Below are 14,995 nucleotides of genomic sequence, written 5' to 3'. Positions count from 1 at the left end.
GGCGATGCCGCTGCCCCCCTTGCCACGCATAGAGCTCACGCAGGACCAGCACGCAGAACCGAGCTCGCCCGCCTTCCTGCGCGTGGAGCGCGTCATGCTCCGCGCCTCCTTCCCGGACGGCGAACAGAGCGAGCCCTTCTCCTACGATATCGTCGCTCGCGAGCGGCTCGACGCCGTGGTCATCGCCGCGCACTTCCGCGACGACGAGGGCGTCCGCCACGTCTACCTCCGCTCCTCGGTGCGCCCCCCGGTCGCGCTGCGGAGCCGTGCCGCTTCGCCCGTCCCCGAGCGTGACGAGCTCGGCAACCTGTGGGAGCTGCCCGCGGGCCTCGTGGAAGTCGACGAACGCAGCCCCGAGGGCCTGCTCCTTTGCGCCGCGCGCGAGCTCCAGGAAGAGCTCGGCTTCGAGGTCGACCCACGCGCGCTCGTGCCGCTCGGCCCCTCCTCGTTCCCGGCGCCCGGCATGGTCGGCGAGCGGCACTTCTTCTTCCACGTCGCCGTCGATCCTTCGCGGCGCACGGCGCCGACCGAGGACGGCTCGGTGCTCGAACGCAAGGCCACGATCGCCGCGCTCCCGCTCGACGAGGCGCTCGCGCTCGCGCGGAGCGGTCTGCTCGAAGATGAAAAGACCGAGCTCGCGCTGCGCCGCCTCGCGGAGCTCGACGCGTGAGCCGCGCCTCATCGCGCGCCGCGAAGAAGACGACGCCCGCGGGCACGAACGGCCTCGCGGCGCGCAGCGCTCCCACGTTCAAGGTCGCGCTCATCGTCAAGCGCTCGGCCTATCGGGTGCAGGTAGAGGAGCGCAAGAACGGCCGCATCCAGCGCCTGCTCGCCGCGCACGACCCCACCGTCGCGCACCTGCGCGCCGCGCACGAGGAACACGAGGCCACCGTGCGCGAGGTCAAAGCCGCGCTCGCCGTGCTCGGCGTGGAGGTCGCGTTCAGCGGCAGCGTCGGCGAGGCCTTCGACGCGCGCGGCCTCGACCTCGTCATCACCGTCGGCGGCGACGGCACGCTCCTCAGCGCTTCGCACTCCGTCGCGGATGTCCCCATCCTCGGCATCAACAGCGCGCCCGGGTACTCCGTCGGCTTCTTCTGCGGCGCGCGCCGCGGCGACGCCGCCCTCGCCATCAGCCGCGCGCTCCACGGCGAGCTCCGCCGCGCCGTGCTCACGCGCATGCAGGTCTGCGTGAACGGCCACGTCGTCGCAGCCCGCGTGCTCAACGACGCGCTCTTCTGCCACGTCTCGCCCGCCGCCACCTCGCGCTACATCGTCCGGCTCGGCGGCATCGAGGAGGAGCAGAAGTCGAGCGGCTTCTGGATCGGCCCCGCGGCCGGCTCCACCGCCGCGCAGCGCTCCGCGGGTGGCCGCGTGATTGCTTTGACGTCCAAACGATTGCAGCTCGTCGTCCGCGAGCCCTACACGCCGCACGGCGAGCGGTATCGCCTGCGCCACGCGCTCATCCCGCCGGGGACGCCGCTCGTCGTGCGCAGCAAGATGACGGACGCGAAGCTCTTCATCGACGGGCCGAACCGAACGATCGACGTCGGCGTCGGCGATCTCTTGGAGTTCACGCAGGCGAACGAGGACCTCACCGTGCTCGGCATCGCGCCCACGCGGCGCTGGGGCGTCGATCATGACGAACCCGCGCCGCACGTCCCGCGCCGCGCCGCGCGCCGCGACGACCACGCGCGCTGAGCTTTCGAGAGGGGTTCGTCCGCGCGTGTCCCCTCGCCGGAGGCCTGTCTCTCGGCCGTCCCGTGAAAAAATTCGCCTCGCGTCACCGCGCGCCGCGCGCTCCCCCGGCGGGGCCGGATCTGCGCGGACCCTTCGGGATCCGCCGTTTTCGTGGTAGCCGAACCTCCCACCGCGCCGCGATCCTCCGCTCCGCGCCGCGAGGGTTCTCCCGGAAGATCGCGCGTTTTGCCTGTAAATCGGGGCTCCTTGGGCCACTTCCGCCTCCGCTCGGAGGGCCCCTTCCGCCCGCGCCCTCGGGCGGGAGCTTCGCCGAATGGCCTATTTTTGTCGGTCCGAACGACGATTTCCCGCTCGACCTAACGCGTTCCTTGTGGTTGTTTGGGCCGCGAGAGGGGCTTTTACCTCGGAGGAAACACATCATGGCTGGCAAGAAGACGGAGACGAAGAAGGCGGCCTCGATCAGCAAGAGCGCGCTTCTGAACGCGATTGCGGAGGAGGCGGGGGGCGAGATCACGCGCAAGCAGGTCAAGCTCGTCCTCGACAACCTCGCGCAGATCGGCCACCGCGAGCTCAAGAAGGCCGGCATCTTCACCGTGCCCGGCTTCGCCAAGTTCCGCGTCGTGAAGAAGCCGGCCACGAAGGCGCGTGAGGGCGTGAACCCCTTCACGAAGCAGCCGATGACGTTCCCGGCCAAGCCGGCGAGCAAGACGGTCCGCGCCCGCCCGATCAAGGCGGTCAAAGACGCGATGGGCTGAGCCTTCGCTCCCGTCCCTCATGGGCGGGGCACGGGTCGCGGAACGCCGGTCTTCGCTGAGCGAAGCCGGCGCGCGGCCCGTTTTCTTTTTTGTCGCGCGACTAGCTCGCCGGGCCCACGAGACCGGCGAACCGCGCGTACGCCTGATCCCGATCCGCGCGGATCTCCTCGGCCCGCGCGAGCAGCGCCTCGATCGGCTCGCCGCGGAGCTTCTGGAACGTGAGCTCCGAGCGGTCGACGGCGCTCGCCTCGAACTCCTCGATCGACGTCGCGAACACCGTGCCGCCCTCGTGCACGCCTGCGGGGATGAACTGCACGAACGGGTCGGGCGCGCGGCGCAAGAGCCCCACGAGGCGATGCGCTGCGTCGCGATCGCCGACGAGCGCGGGGTGAAACGCCGCCATCACCGGCGCCTCCGCGAAAAACCCTTGCAAACGGGTGAGCAGCGTCGACGCGAACCGCTCGAACACGTTCGGCGGCGGCAGCGACAGCGGGAAGACCACGTGCAGCACATTGCTTTGCGCCGCAACGACCGCTTCGCGCGTCGCGTCGAGGTCTGGCTCGTGGTCGAGCATCACGCAGAACTTCCCGAACGCCACGTCCACATCCCGGACGAACGGGCAGAGCGCGTACGCCTGCACGATCTCCGTCGCGTAGCGCCGATGGACGCGCAGGACCTCGGCGGCGAACGCGGTCGCATCGGGGTGGGAGGCGAGCTTGCCCCGGATCATCGGCTCGAGCGCGGCCATCCTCGTGTACCTACCAAAGTTTTCCAGGGCCGCCGCGCGGTTTGCCCCGCGGAGCCCGTCGCTCGCCTCGTCTTGGTGGCCAGACCAACACTTCAAGAGCAGAAACCCTGTGTTTTCCGGCGCCCTCACGAGATTTGAGCCCACGTGGAGACTTCCCGCGTGGTTCCGCTCGGCTTATGTCGAGCAGCCGTGGTACTTATGCCGCCGCTGCGGCGGGTGTGGTGAAAGGAGGACGCGTGCAGGAATCGGCCAAGCTCACGCTGAACAAAGATGGACAGGAGCAGACGATCGAGCTTCCGATCGTGACCGGGACGGAGAACGAGAAGGGCATCGACATCTCGACGCTCCGCGCAAAGACCGGCTACGTGGTGCTCGACCCGGCGTTCGTGAACACCGCGTCCACGTCGAGCTCGATCTGTTTCATCGACGGGGAGCAGGGCATCCTGCGGTATCGGGGTATTCCGATCGAGCAGCTCGGTGAGAAGTCCACGTTCGTGGAGGTCGCCTACCTCCTGATTTACGGCCACCTCCCGAGCCGTGGGGAGCTCTCGCGCTTCTCGACGCTCCTCACGCGGCACTCGTTGATCCACGAGGACATGAAGCACTTCTACGAGGGCTATCCCTCGACGGCGCACCCGATGGCGATCCTGTCGTCGATGGTGTGTTCGCTCTCGAGCTTCTATCCCGAGGCGATCGACGCGGACAACCGCGACATGGTGGACATGACGATCGCGCGCCTTCTCTCGAAGGTCCGCACGATCGCGGCGTTCTCGTACAAGAAGTCGATCGGCCAGCCCTTCGTCTACCCGCAGAACTCGCTCTCGTACTGTGCGAACTTCCTCAACATGATGTTCTCGGTCCCGGCGGAGCCGTACGAGATCGACGAGGACATCGTGAAGGTCCTGAACCTCCTGCTCATCCTGCACGCCGATCACGAACAGAACTGTTCGACGTCGACGGTGCGGCTCGTGGGCAGCGCGAAGGCGAACCTCTTCGCCTCGATCGCGGCGGGCATCTGTGCCCTCTGGGGCCCGCTGCACGGCGGCGCGAACCAAGAGGTCATCGAGATGCTCGAGGAGATCCGCAAGGACGGCGGCGACGTCTCGAAGTTCGTGAAGCTCGCGAAAGACAAGACCTCGGGCTTCAAGCTCATGGGCTTCGGCCACCGCGTGTACAAGAACTACGACCCGCGCGCGCGCATCATCAAGGCTGCGGCGGACAAGGTTCTCTCGAAGCTCGGCATCAAGGATCCGCTCCTCGACATCGGCCGCAAGCTCGAAGAGGCGGCGCTCAGCGACCCGTACTTCGTGGAGCGCAAGCTCTATCCGAACGTCGACTTCTACAGCGGCATCATCTACCGGGCGCTCGGCTTCCCGACGAACATGTTCACCGTCATGTTCGCGCTCGGCCGCCTGCCCGGCTGGATCGCGCACTGGAAAGAGCAGAACGAGAACTCGTCCACGAAGATCGGCCGCCCGCGCCAGATCTACACGGGCGAGGTCGAGCGCAACTACATCTCCATCGAAGACCGGAGCTAAGGCTCCTGCGCTTCCCGCCTCGGACATGCGTGGGGGAGGGCCTCCTCCCCCGCGCTTCCCTCCCCCCGCTCCTCGCGAACGCTAGTTGATGATCGAGCTGCCGAAGCTCGGCACGGGCTCGTCCATCCGATCGATCGCGGCCTTCATCCCCGCCCACGCGTTGCGGAGGGCGTCGGCCGACATGCGCACCGTCACCCCGTTCTGAAGCATGGTGACGTGGACCGTGCCGCACGTGCATCGCGTCACGCGCACGGCGCTGTTCGACGCGAGCTCGGTGTGCTCTCCGCACTGCTTGTTGCCAGCCATCGACGAAAATCCTCCGTCCGGCGACAATAGCAGCAAGGCGCCCTGCGCGCGCCTCTCCGCGCGCGCCTCCTCCGGGGAAAGGACGGTCGGTGGGGCAGCAGGGCCCGGATGGCCGACGACTTGCTTTCGTGTAGCGTCCCTACCGTCCCCTTTTTCTCAGCCCCGGGGAGGAGAACCCTATGTCTGCATTCCGCTCGATGATCTTGCTCGCGTTCGCTGCGCCCCTGTTTTTTGCCTGCTCCAGCGAGCCCAATCCCCCCCCGACAACGGAGGCAGACCCGGCACATATCGACCCACCGCCGGCGGGTCAGGGCTTCCAGATCGAGACCAACCTCTTCGAGGTCCCGGCCGGCGTCGAGAAGCAGGACTGTTACTTCTTCCGCGTCCGTGACCTCGCGGCCGCGAACGGCCTCGATCCGGAGAGCCCCGTCTACGTCAACCGCGTGCAGATCGCCCAGAAAGAGGGCTCGCACCACATGAACGTCTTCCGCGTCCGGACGATCGTGGGCCTCGACCCCGAGAAGGGCGCGATCCAGGAGGGCACGAACAACGTCGGCGAGTGCTTCAAGAGCTCGAACTGGGCGGACTGGCCGCTCGTCGCGAACTCGCAGATCGACGGCAAGCTCGACTGGACCTTCCCCGAGGGCGTCGCCAACGAGTTCCAGCCCGACGAGTGGCTCATGCTCCAGACGCACTACGTCAACGCCTCGACGCAGGGCACGCCCTCGGGCGAGGGCAAGGTCAACGTGAACTTCTGGACCATCCCGAAGGAGAAGGTGAAGGCGCAGCTCGGCACGCTCTTCGCGACCAAGCAGTCGATCCGCGTCTGTGCCTCGAACCCGACGCCCTCCTTCGATGGCTCCTGCCAGTTCAACAGCGACACGCCCGTCCACATCATCGGCGCGAACGGCCACTTCCACAGCCGCGGCAAGCAGTTCGACATGTTCACGTGGGACGGCGTGAGCGTCGACCAGCCGCCGATGGATCAGCGCTTCTACGGGTCGCAGACCTGGGACGAGCCGCCGATGCTCACGTCGCCCCAGCTCGACCGTGAGGTCCCCGCGGGCGGCGGCGTGTTCTACACGTGCTCGTACCAGTGGCAGATGCCCGAGGCCTCACTCGGCTGCGACGGCCTGAACGCGCTCGACAAGCAGGGCGCGAACGACTGCTGCTACACGTTCGGCCCGATCGTCGAGGCGAACGAGCACTGCAACATCTTCGTCTACTACTACCCGAAGTCCGACAACATCAACTGCTTCTAGCCGTGGACAAACCCTGGCTCCCCCTCGTGCTCGCGCTCGCTGCTTGCAGCTCCCCCTCGCCGCCGCCGGAGACGGAGCCGGACGCCGGCATCATCGGGGGCTGCAAGCTCGCGTATCTCGGGGATCCTTCGGCCGAGCCGATCATGGAGGTGATCGCGCTCGGCCCCGAGGGCGAGATCCAGTCGGTCAGTGACGGCTCGAGCATCTCGCTCATCTTCCCGCCGCAGGGCGGCCGCGTCGTCTTCGCCGGCGTGCGTGCGACGAACGTCGACCCGTGCGCCGTCCGCGTCGCGGGCGCCCTGCGCGACCCGGCGACGAAGCAAGTTCGCCTGGACAATCGCATCCTCAACCTCGTGCCCACGGACGACGGCTACGGGCGCAGCGATCCGGCGGACATCTCCTCGTTCTCGAACATCGCGGCGTGTCCGAATCAGTGGGCCGAACAGGACCTCTTCGACAAACCGTACGAGCTCACGGTCTCGCTCACGGATCGCGACGGCAAGAAGGTCACGAAGATCATGACCGTGACCCCGCGCTGCGACGAACCCGGGCGCGAGGCCGAATGCCTCTGCATGTGCGCCGGCGACTACGTCCTCGGCATGCAGTGTGATCCCGAAGCAGGCGTGTTCGATCCGGACCTCGATGCCGGCGCGGACGCGAGCGCTCCGGATGCCTTCGGAGGACCGCCGTGAAGCGCCTTCGCCTCCCGCTCGTGCTCACGCTCGCCGCGCTCACGCCGGGCTGCTCCGATCCGCCGGACACGCCGCCTTCCTCGGAACCGTCCGCGTGGCAAGTCGCGCTCGACGGGGGCGACCTCGATCGTGCGGTGCTCAGCGTGTGGGGCAGCGGCCCGAAGGACGTCTTTGCCGTCGGCGGCCCGCTCGGAAACGGCCGGGCGTCGCTCGTGGTCCACTTCGACGGCGCCTCGTTCCGCGAGCTCCAGCCCGGCGGCGACCAGACGTACTGGTGGGTCTCCGGCTCGGGCCCGGACGACGTCTGGATGGTCGGCGAAGAGGGCCGCATCACCCACTGGGACGGCTCGACCTTCACGGAGCACGTTTCCGGCACGACGGCGACGCTCTGGGGGGTCTGGGCGGCCTCGAAGGCGGACGCCTGGGCGGTCGGCGGCACGCCCGAGGGCGGCACCGGCGCCCCGAACGACGTGATCCTCCACTGGGACGGGAGCGCCTGGACGCCCGTGACCTTGCCCGGCATGCCGCTCGGCCGCGCGCACTACAAGGTCTGGGGCGCGAGCTCGGACGACCTCTACGTGGTCGGCGAGTACGGCACGATCTGGCATAAGAAAGGCGCAGCGTGGGCCCTCGAATCGGATCCGCCGCTCGCGTCTGGCACACTCTTCACGGTGGCCGGCTGTGGCCCGAACGAGGTCTACGCCGTCGGCACGTTCGACGTCCTCCGCTCGGACGGCGCGGCCTGGCAGAAGGTCGACGTCGCACTCACGAACGGCGTGAACGGCGTGGCTTGCAACGCGCCCGGCGAGGTGCTCGTCGTGGGCTTCGGCGGCTCGAAGCAGCGCCTCGACGCGGGCGCGTGGGTGGACGAGTTCGACGTGCCACCCTATGCCGATCTGCACGCGGCCTGGGCCGATGGCACTGGCACGTACTGGGCCGTTGGCGGGAACTTCGTGACGAGCAGCATGCCGGGGGCGGCGCGCGAGGGCATCGTGGCGCGATACGGCCCGGGCAGGATCACAAGTCAGATCGCTCCGTGAGCTCGACCTGGTCGGACGGGCGACCGCCGGTATGACAGCGCCGCCCGAGGCGGCGTGAACGGCGACGCTCGACCGTTTCGAAATCCCCCGCGCATCGTCGAACGAAGGACCTACCCTCGTGGGTGGTCGCCCCCTTGCACCGGGGGGGCGCCACGATCGAGGGACCCCTCTCGTCCACACAGGAGAACGAACACATGCGTACTTCCCTTGCCCCGATCTTCGCCGCTGCTGCTCTCGCCGCCGCCACGACCTTCGGCTTTGCTTCCTCGGCCGACGCCAAGACCATCACCGCCTGCGGCGGCATCGAGCTCGCCGCGAACGCGAAGTGCGAGATGCGCGTCGAGGGCGGCTGCACCGCCGCGTGCGAACCCGTGAGCTTCCAGGTCCAGTGCGCCGCGGACCTCTACGTCGGCTGCAACGGCCAGTGCAACGCGCAGATCGACGCCCAGTGCAGCGCGAGCTGCCAGGCGAGCTGCGAGGCCGAGTGCAACGTCGACCCCGGCAGCTTCGAGTGCGGCGCTTCCTGCCGCGCGGACTGCGGCGCGAGCTGTGACGGCGCCTGCGCCGGCGACGCGGACGGCGCCCGCTGCCGCGCCTCCTGCGAGGCCACGTGCGGCGGCGAGTGCGACGCGCGCTGCGAGGCCACGCCGCCGAGCGCGGAGTGCAAGGCGCAGTGCTCCTCGTGCTGCAGCGGCTCCTGCGACGCGCAGGCCAACATCGACTGCCAGATCGACTGCCAGGCCAAGGCCTTCGTCGACTGCGAGGCCGATCTCAAGGGCGGCTGCGAGGTCGCGTGCTCGAGGCCGGAAGGCGCGCTCTTCTGCGACGGCCAGTACGTCGACGTCGGTGAGCAGATCGACAACTGCGTCGCGCAGCTCGAGAGCCTGCTCGAGATCAAGGTCGAGGGCTACGCGCGCGGCGACGCGAATTGCAGCGGCGGCCGCTGCACGGCCTCGGGCGAGGCGGGCGTCTCCTGCGCCCAGAGCCCCGGCAACGCGTCGAGCGGCGCGGCCGGTATCCTCGGCGCCATCGCGGCCTTCGGCCTCGCGCTCGGCCGCCGCAAGAACCAGAAGAAGTAGTCGCCGCCCCCCGAGCGTCGGCGATAGAGTCCCCCCGCCGATGCCCGCGCGTCCGAGATTTTTCCTCCTCGCGGCGGCGCTCGTCTCGGCCTGCGTCGCACAGACGCCCGCGCCGCGCGACGACGCCGCGCCCCCTCCCCCGCCCGCGACGGCCGCCGCACCGAGCGCTTCCACGCCCGCCCCCGCGGCCGTCGTCCCTGCGACGTCGGCCTCCGCGAGCGCGCCCGCGCCCGACGCTTACCCGGCCCCACCGCCGCCCGATCCGCCCGTCGCCCTTCGACCGGGCGGCAAGCGCGCCGCGCGCGGCGAGGCCGGACTCGTCACCTCTGTCGAGAAAAACGCCACGCGCATCGGAGCAACCGTGCTGCGCAGCGGCGGCAACGCCGTCGACGCCGCCGTGGCCGTCGCCTACGCGCTCGCCGTCACGCATCCTTCGGCCGGAAACATCGGCGGCGGCGGCGTGATGATGATCCGCCTGAAGAGCGGCGAGACCCACTTCGTCGACTTCCGCGAAACCGCGCCCGCGGCCGGCGCCACGACCGAGAAGGTGCTCGCGATGCTCGACCACGACGGCGGCATCGGCCTCCGCTCGGCGGGCGTGCCGGGCACCGTCGCGGGCTTGTCCCTCGCGCTCGAACGGTTCGGCACGCGCCCGCTCGCCGATCTCGTCGCGCCCGCCATCGAGCTCGCGAAGAACGGACACGCCCTCGGCCCGCGGCAAGCGCTCACGCTCGCCTGGGCCTGGGACAAACTCAAGCACGACCCTTCGGCCCGCGCGATCTGGGGCCGAGGAAAAAAGCCGCTCGGCGAGGGCGAACGCGTGCGCCAGCCCGACCTCGCGCGCACGCTCGAGTCCATCGCGAAGGAAGGCCCGCGCGCCTTCTACGAGGGATTTTTCGCGCGCGCGATCGACGCGTGGATGAAGAAGGGCGGCGGGTACGTGACGGCCAAGGACATGGCCGACTACAGCGCGAAGCTGCGCGCCCCGCTGCGCTTCTCGTACCGCGGGTTCTCCGTGGAGACCGCGCCTCCGCCGTCGATGGGCGGCGTCGCGTTCGCGCAGATCATGCTCTCGCTCGAGCGCGCGCGGGCCTACGAGCACAAGCCGGGCTCGGCCGACGCGCTGCACCTCTTCGTCGAGGCCGCGCGGCGCGCCTACGCCGATCGCCGGCTCGTCGCGGCCGATCCGGACTTCGGACCGAAGGACCTCGACGCGAAGCTCAAAGACCTCCTCTCGGGCGCGTACCTCGCGACACGCAAGCCCGCGATCGACCCGGCGCGCGCCACGCCCTCGACCACGCTCGCGGCGGCGATGCCCGAGGCCGCGCATGAATCGCCCGAGACCACGCACTTCTCGGTCGTCGACGCCGAGGGCAACGCCGTCGCTTGCACGTACACGCTCTCGGCCGGGTTCGGCGCGAAGGTCGTCGTGCCTGGAACGGGCGTCCTGCTCGGCAACGCCCTCGGCGGCTTCTCGAAGGACGGCCCGAACGTCGTCGCGCCGGGCAAACGCATGGCGACCTCGATGTCGCCGACGATCGTCACGCAAGGCGGACGCCTCGCGCTCGTGCTCGGCTCGCCGGGCGGCGACACGATCCCGAACACCGTGGCCCAGGTCTTCAGGAACCTCGTCGACTGGGGCATGACGATCGACGAGGCCGTCGCGAGCGGCCGCCTGCACCACCAGTTCCAGCCGGACAAACTGCGCGTCGAGAAGCAACGCCCGCCGTCGCGGGAGGCGCTCGCCGAGCTCGCGCGGCGCGGCCACACGATCGAGCAGAGCAACCTCACGCAAGGCGACGCGAACGACATCCTCGTCGACCCGCAGACGGGCATCGCCTACGGCTTCGCCGATCCGCGCGAGGGAGGCACGGCCGAGGGGGTCTCGCGGACCGAGGTGGAAACGGAAAAGGCGAAGGTCGCCCGTCCTTAACGGAGACGCGGATCGTATTGATCGACGCCTGGGTCGTCCTCGTCGCGCTTCGGGCGGACGATCACCACGGGGCACGGCGCATTGCGGGCGATTCGATCGGCGAGCGGGCCCCCGAAAAGACGCTCCAGGCGGCTCGGCGGGTGACTCGCCACCACGATGAGGTCGGCGCCAATCTCGTGCGCCAGGTTCACGATCGCCTTGTCCGGCCGGCCGTCACGGTAATGCATCGCCATGAGCCGCGCTTGCCCGCCCGCGGAGCGATGTTCGAGCACTTTCAGCGGCGGTAGCTTTGCCTCGCTCGCGTGCGACGTGGATACCCGCGGCGTCGCCACGTCCTTGATTCGCGGCGCCATGCCGCGCGCGCCGATCACCACGGCGTGAATCTCGGTCTCTTCGCCCCGGAGCTCCGCCAGATCAAAAGCGAACCGCCAGGCCCGGCCACCCGGCTCCGAGAGGTCGAGCCCCACGAGCACGATGTACGGGTCCTTTTTTCGCGCTGCCGGCGGCGTCAGCCTGCGGACCGCCGAATCCGGTGGGGGAACCGAGACGGCGCGCAGCCTCGGCTGCGTCGTTTCTTCGGCGTCGTCCTGGGCGGGCGAATCGGGGCCGGGCTCTACCGTGGACGGAGCTAATGCGACCATTGCCAGCGAATGTTTGGATCGCGTCGCGTGGTCGCAAGCCCCTTTCGCTGCTTCTTCGAGCGGAAGCATTCCGAGACGGGCGCGCGGGCGCGGGCAGACGGGCCCGGCCGCCGTGGGCGGCGCGGGCGACCTCAGCGTGGGAATCCAATGCCCACGCCGGCCGTGGCGGGAATGCGGACGGTCAGACCGAGCCCGATCGTCACGTTCGGCCGCTCCCCGATCTTCGCATACGCGCCTTCGAGGTAAAGGCCAGCACCCGCCTCGCCATATGCAATCCCGGCGCCGGCGCCACTCGAGCTGCTCCCCGAGAACGGCTTGTCGACGAATGTGGTCAACTCGCCTGTGATGCGAGCGGCCATGCCGAGCCCCATCTTGTCCGTCCCGGGCTCGTACCAGAGCCGCGGCTGGGCCGAGATGCCGATCCGGCCGCTTCGATCCACGACGGGAAAGACCGTCCCCTCGGCGAAGGCGCCGTGCCGGCTGGGCCCGGCGCCCGCCTCGAACGTGTATCCGAGGTTGATGTCCGCGCGCCGCTTTTGCCATTCGCGGATGAGCTGGAGCGGCTTGAGGCCCACGTCGACGTGCACCATTGCGGGGTCCGTCGATTTGATCTTCGGCGCGCCGAGACGAACCCCGCCGCCCACGGAGACGGCGACCGGCGGCGTCCCGAAGGGGGCGACGCAGGCGGGGAGCGCGAGGAGGCAAATCGCGGAAATGCCTCGGCGCATGGCGCGTCCCTCGTCAGAAAGCTCCGCGCACCATGACCGAGCTCGGCCCGATGAAGACCTCGGGCACGTACGCCACTTCGGGCTTGCGCGGAATCTTCTGGTTGCCGATGACGCCCATCGCGATGCCGCCCCCGAACATCACGGCGCCGAGGCCCGTGAACCCCCACGCGCCCGGCGAGCCGTGCGAAGCGTCCACCGCGATGAGCCCGCCGATCGTGACAAACCCACCGGCAATGCCGAGGAGAATGCCGCCGACGAGCATGCCCTTGCTGCGGCGGACCATGGTGACCTGGTCTTTGGGTTTGTCCCCCGGGCCCGGGCCCGGAAACGGCTGCGCTTGCGTGAGCTGCTCGGGCGGCGGCGGCGGGACATCGGTCGCGTCGAGCGTGACCTCGTCCTTGCCTTTCTCCTTCGATTCGACGCTCGCTTCTTTGAGCACGTCCTTGCCGCGCCGGAGCGTCACCACGTGTTTGCCCGGGTCGACCGGCAGCGGCACGCCGAACGTGACGGGGTCGAGCTTCACCTCGTCGCGATAGACGGCGAGCCCCTCGACGCTGCCCTTCACCTGCACCGTCAATTGCGGCAGGCGCGGATCGAGCTCTTTTTGCCGACGCGCGGCGAGGTCCCCCCGCGGCTTGTCGCCCTCGCGTTTGGCCTGATCCCGCGCCTCGCCCCACACGGCCCAGGCCCGCGCGAGCAGGCCTTGTTTTTCGAGACAATCGGCCCAGTTCAGCTTCGTGCCGACGGCCGGGTCGAGCTTGTAGCTCGCCTCGAATTTCGGGCAGGCCTCCGCGTAGTTTTTCTTCTCCATCAGGCCCTTGGCCACCCGGAACAGGGCCTCGGCCGCGGCCGGATCGTCGGCGAGCGCCGGCGCCGCGGCGAGCGAGAGCGCCGCGCCCAAGAGGGCCGGGGCGATGAAACGAAGAGGGCTCCGCCGCTCGAAATCAGCGGCGACCGGACATGAGGTCGTCATCGTTCGGCTTCTTCTTGGTGGTTGGGGGCGGCGCCGGCTTCGTGCGGCCCGAGGGAGGGGTCTGCGTGGGCGCGGCGGGCTTCGCGGAGGCGGGAGGCGGCGCGGCCGCAGGCTCGGCCGAGACCGCCGCGGCGGGCTCGACGATCGCCGGCGGATCCGCGGCCACGGGGGCCTTCGGGGTCGGCGCAGGCAGGGGCAGAGGGGCGGCCTCTCCGGCGGCCGTGTTCCCCTTCGGATCCTTGCTTCCGCTCTTCGCGCCGAACATCACGGCCCCGCCGAAGATACCGATCAGCGCAATGGCGATCGCCGCGAACATCGGGGCCTTGCTGCCGCCCGACGCATTCGGCGTGCTGCCCGTTTGCGTGAGCGGAACGGCCGTCGAAGCGGCGAGCACGGTCGCGCCCATGGCCGTCTTCGGCGAGATGGCTCCGCCGCCCACCGGGGTCAGCGCCATCGGGTTCTGCGGATCGGGCGTGCTTGCGAAGACGGGCCGCGCGCTCGCGTCGCTCTGCGCGATCGGCATCGGCGCGCCGGCGACCGTGTTCTTCGGCGCTCCCTCGGAAGCCTGCGCCTTCTGCAGGATCTCCGTCACTTCGAGCACGAGCGCGGGCCCCTCGACCACGCCGAGCGCGGCGGCGAGCTGCGTGATCGTCTCGCCGGCCGTGCGGAAGCGCTGCGAGGCGTCGCGGTTGCAACAGCGCAAGAACCACGCGTCGAACGCCGGGCCGAAGGGGCTGCCCTTCTGCGAGGGCGGCGGGATCGGATCCACCACGATCTGCACGACGAGGTCGCTGATCGTCTCCGCCTGCCAGTAATCGAAGCCGAGGAGGAGCCGCGCGGCGATGAGGCCGAGGGCCCAGACATCCGTAGGAGGACCAATGAGCTGCGCCTGGGCCCGCGCCTGCTCGGGCGCCATGTAGAGCGGCGTCCCGAAGACGGCGCCCGTCTTCGTCTTCGAGTACGCGCCCATCGCGCTCGACGCGGCGCCCGTGAGCTTCGCGATGCCGAAGTCGAGCAGTTTCACGCAGGGCGTGCCGTCCTCGCGCACGCTGAGGAAGATGTTCTCGGGCTTGAGATCGCGGTGCACGATGCCGATCGCGTGGGCCTTGTCGAGCGCGCGCGCGGCCTGCCGCAGGTAGAGCACGACCTCCTTCGGGTGCAGGATCCGACGCGCTTCGGCCTCGCCCGCCAGGTCTCGCCCGCGGAGGAACTCCATCACGAGGAACGGCGCGCCGGAAAGCTCCGGTGCCACGTCGGCATCCGTGACGCGCACGATGTGGTCGCTGTCGATGCGCGCCGGCGCGCGCGCCTCGGTCCGGAACCGCTCGATCGTGCTTGGATCGGAGAGCGTCTCGTTGTGCAGCACCTTCAGCGCGAGGCGCTCGTCGGTGTGGACGTGCTGCACGAGATACACGGCCCCCACGCCGCCCTCGCCGAGCTGCTTGACGATCCGGTAGCGGCCGGCGATCACGAGTCCGGGCTGGATTTTCTCGGTGCTCATGGAGCGATGGCCCCCTGAAAAGTACGAGCCGAGCCTAGCACGGCCCGGCCGGGCCCGTCGCCTTTCCTGCCGCGCCGCTCGGGCCCGGCCCGCTTGACGGC

The 14,995-nt window shown here is 69.6% G+C and carries 15 protein-coding genes; 9 read left to right on the top strand and 6 right to left on the bottom strand.

The window, feature by feature from the left end; translation table 11 throughout:
• Positions 1–4 precede the first annotated feature (4 nt).
• The 3 genes from QHF85_RS04025 (at position 5) to QHF85_RS04015 (ending at position 2,453) form a co-directional block, all read left to right on the top strand.
• Complete coding sequence (locus tag QHF85_RS04025; protein ID WP_281325698.1) at positions 5–670, top strand: NUDIX hydrolase; 666 nt, start codon at positions 5–7, stop codon at positions 668–670.
• Positions 667–1,698, top strand: coding sequence for an NAD(+)/NADH kinase (locus QHF85_RS04020; protein WP_281325697.1), 1,032 nt, complete (start codon positions 667–669; stop codon positions 1,696–1,698). Before QHF85_RS04025 ends, QHF85_RS04020 begins: the two co-directional genes overlap by 4 nt.
• Before the next feature lie 419 nt (positions 1,699–2,117).
• On the top strand, positions 2,118–2,453 hold the full coding sequence (locus QHF85_RS04015) for an HU family DNA-binding protein (protein ID WP_272419432.1): 336 nt from the start codon (positions 2,118–2,120) through the stop codon (positions 2,451–2,453).
• A gap of 100 nt (positions 2,454–2,553) precedes the next feature.
• Here QHF85_RS04015 and QHF85_RS04010 read toward each other — a convergent pair whose 3' ends face one another.
• Entirely contained in the window at positions 2,554–3,201 is a 648-nt protein-coding gene (locus QHF85_RS04010) for a hypothetical protein (protein WP_281325696.1), read from the bottom strand.
• A gap of 236 nt (positions 3,202–3,437) precedes the next feature.
• Between QHF85_RS04010 and QHF85_RS04005 the strand changes: the two genes are divergently transcribed.
• The gene (locus tag QHF85_RS04005) at positions 3,438–4,739 is read left to right on the top strand and encodes a citrate synthase (protein WP_348652716.1); all 1,302 of its coding nucleotides are present in this window, start codon (positions 3,438–3,440) and stop codon (positions 4,737–4,739) included.
• A gap of 81 nt (positions 4,740–4,820) precedes the next feature.
• On the opposite strand, the gene QHF85_RS04000 is transcribed toward QHF85_RS04005, so the two are convergent.
• Positions 4,821–5,045: a hypothetical protein gene (locus QHF85_RS04000; RefSeq protein WP_272419427.1), complete on the bottom strand. Its 225-nt coding sequence runs from the start codon at positions 5,043–5,045 to the stop codon at positions 4,821–4,823.
• A 179-nt stretch (positions 5,046–5,224) separates the two neighbouring features.
• Between QHF85_RS04000 and QHF85_RS03995 the strand changes: the two genes are divergently transcribed.
• The 5 genes from QHF85_RS03995 to ggt all read left to right on the top strand — a co-directional run bounded on the left by QHF85_RS03995 (position 5,225) and on the right by ggt (position 11,051).
• Positions 5,225–6,307 carry a hypothetical protein gene (locus QHF85_RS03995; RefSeq protein WP_281325694.1) on the top strand — a complete coding sequence of 361 codons (1,083 nt, stop codon included), beginning with the start codon at positions 5,225–5,227 and terminating at the stop codon, positions 6,305–6,307.
• Positions 6,308–6,309: 2 nt separating this feature from the next.
• Entirely contained in the window at positions 6,310–6,999 is a 690-nt protein-coding gene (locus tag QHF85_RS03990) for a hypothetical protein (protein ID WP_281325693.1), read from the top strand.
• On the top strand, positions 6,996–8,039 hold the full coding sequence (locus tag QHF85_RS03985; protein WP_281325692.1) for a hypothetical protein: 1,044 nt from the start codon (positions 6,996–6,998) through the stop codon (positions 8,037–8,039). The genes QHF85_RS03990 and QHF85_RS03985 overlap by 4 nt, the downstream gene beginning before the upstream one ends.
• Positions 8,040–8,233: 194 nt before the next feature.
• A complete protein-coding gene (locus QHF85_RS03980; protein WP_281325691.1) occupies positions 8,234–9,118 on the top strand; it encodes a hypothetical protein in 885 nt (294 codons plus the stop codon).
• Positions 9,119–9,158: 40 nt separating this feature from the next.
• Positions 9,159–11,051 (top strand): gamma-glutamyltransferase, encoded by a 1,893-nt coding sequence (ggt, locus tag QHF85_RS03975; protein WP_281325690.1) that lies wholly within the window; start codon positions 9,159–9,161, stop codon positions 11,049–11,051.
• Here ggt and QHF85_RS03970 read toward each other — a convergent pair.
• The 4 genes from QHF85_RS03970 to QHF85_RS03955 all read right to left on the bottom strand — a co-directional run bounded on the left by QHF85_RS03970 (position 11,048) and on the right by QHF85_RS03955 (position 14,894).
• A complete protein-coding gene (locus QHF85_RS03970; RefSeq protein ID WP_281325689.1) occupies positions 11,048–11,692 on the bottom strand; it encodes a universal stress protein in 645 nt (214 codons plus the stop codon). The genes ggt and QHF85_RS03970 overlap by 4 nt on opposite strands.
• A gap of 131 nt (positions 11,693–11,823) precedes the next feature.
• On the bottom strand, positions 11,824–12,420 hold the full coding sequence (locus QHF85_RS03965; RefSeq protein ID WP_281325688.1) for a hypothetical protein: 597 nt from the start codon (positions 12,418–12,420) through the stop codon (positions 11,824–11,826).
• A 13-nt stretch (positions 12,421–12,433) separates the two neighbouring features.
• Positions 12,434–13,393: a hypothetical protein gene (locus QHF85_RS03960; protein ID WP_281325687.1), complete on the bottom strand. Its 960-nt coding sequence runs from the start codon at positions 13,391–13,393 to the stop codon at positions 12,434–12,436.
• The gene (locus QHF85_RS03955; protein ID WP_281325686.1) at positions 13,365–14,894 is read right to left on the bottom strand and encodes a serine/threonine-protein kinase; all 1,530 of its coding nucleotides are present in this window, start codon (positions 14,892–14,894) and stop codon (positions 13,365–13,367) included. The genes QHF85_RS03960 and QHF85_RS03955 overlap by 29 nt, the downstream gene beginning before the upstream one ends.
• Positions 14,895–14,995 lie beyond the last annotated feature (101 nt).

The sequence above is a fragment of the Polyangium sp. 6x1 genome (genome assembly GCF_029946515.1).
In the GTDB taxonomy this organism is placed as follows: Bacteria; Myxococcota_A; Polyangia; order Polyangiales; family Polyangiaceae; genus Polyangium.
The sequence above is the reverse complement of the archived record's forward strand: the minus strand, read 5'-3'. Positions and strand labels throughout refer to the sequence as shown.

Bases quoted from the DNA above. Each gene is read 5' to 3' on its own strand.
- QHF85_RS04025 (WP_281325698.1), top strand. From the start codon at position 5: ATGCCGCTGCCCCCCTTGCCACGCATAGAGCTCACGCAGGACCAGCAC.
- QHF85_RS04015 (WP_272419432.1), top strand. From the start codon at position 2,118: ATGGCTGGCAAGAAGACGGAGACGAAGAAGGCGGCCTCGATCAGCAAG.
- QHF85_RS04010 (WP_281325696.1), bottom strand. From the start codon at position 3,201: ATGGCCGCGCTCGAGCCGATGATCCGGGGCAAGCTCGCCTCCCACCCC.
- QHF85_RS04000 (WP_272419427.1), bottom strand. From the start codon at position 5,045: ATGGCTGGCAACAAGCAGTGCGGAGAGCACACCGAGCTCGCGTCGAAC.
- QHF85_RS03995 (WP_281325694.1), top strand. From the start codon at position 5,225: ATGTCTGCATTCCGCTCGATGATCTTGCTCGCGTTCGCTGCGCCCCTG.
- QHF85_RS03980 (WP_281325691.1), top strand. From the start codon at position 8,234: ATGCGTACTTCCCTTGCCCCGATCTTCGCCGCTGCTGCTCTCGCCGCC.
- ggt (WP_281325690.1), top strand. From the start codon at position 9,159: ATGCCCGCGCGTCCGAGATTTTTCCTCCTCGCGGCGGCGCTCGTCTCG.
- QHF85_RS03970 (WP_281325689.1), bottom strand. From the start codon at position 11,692: ATGGTCGCATTAGCTCCGTCCACGGTAGAGCCCGGCCCCGATTCGCCC.
- QHF85_RS03965 (WP_281325688.1), bottom strand. From the start codon at position 12,420: ATGCGCCGAGGCATTTCCGCGATTTGCCTCCTCGCGCTCCCCGCCTGC.
- QHF85_RS03960 (WP_281325687.1), bottom strand. From the start codon at position 13,393: ATGACGACCTCATGTCCGGTCGCCGCTGATTTCGAGCGGCGGAGCCCT.
- QHF85_RS03955 (WP_281325686.1), bottom strand. From the start codon at position 14,894: ATGAGCACCGAGAAAATCCAGCCCGGACTCGTGATCGCCGGCCGCTAC.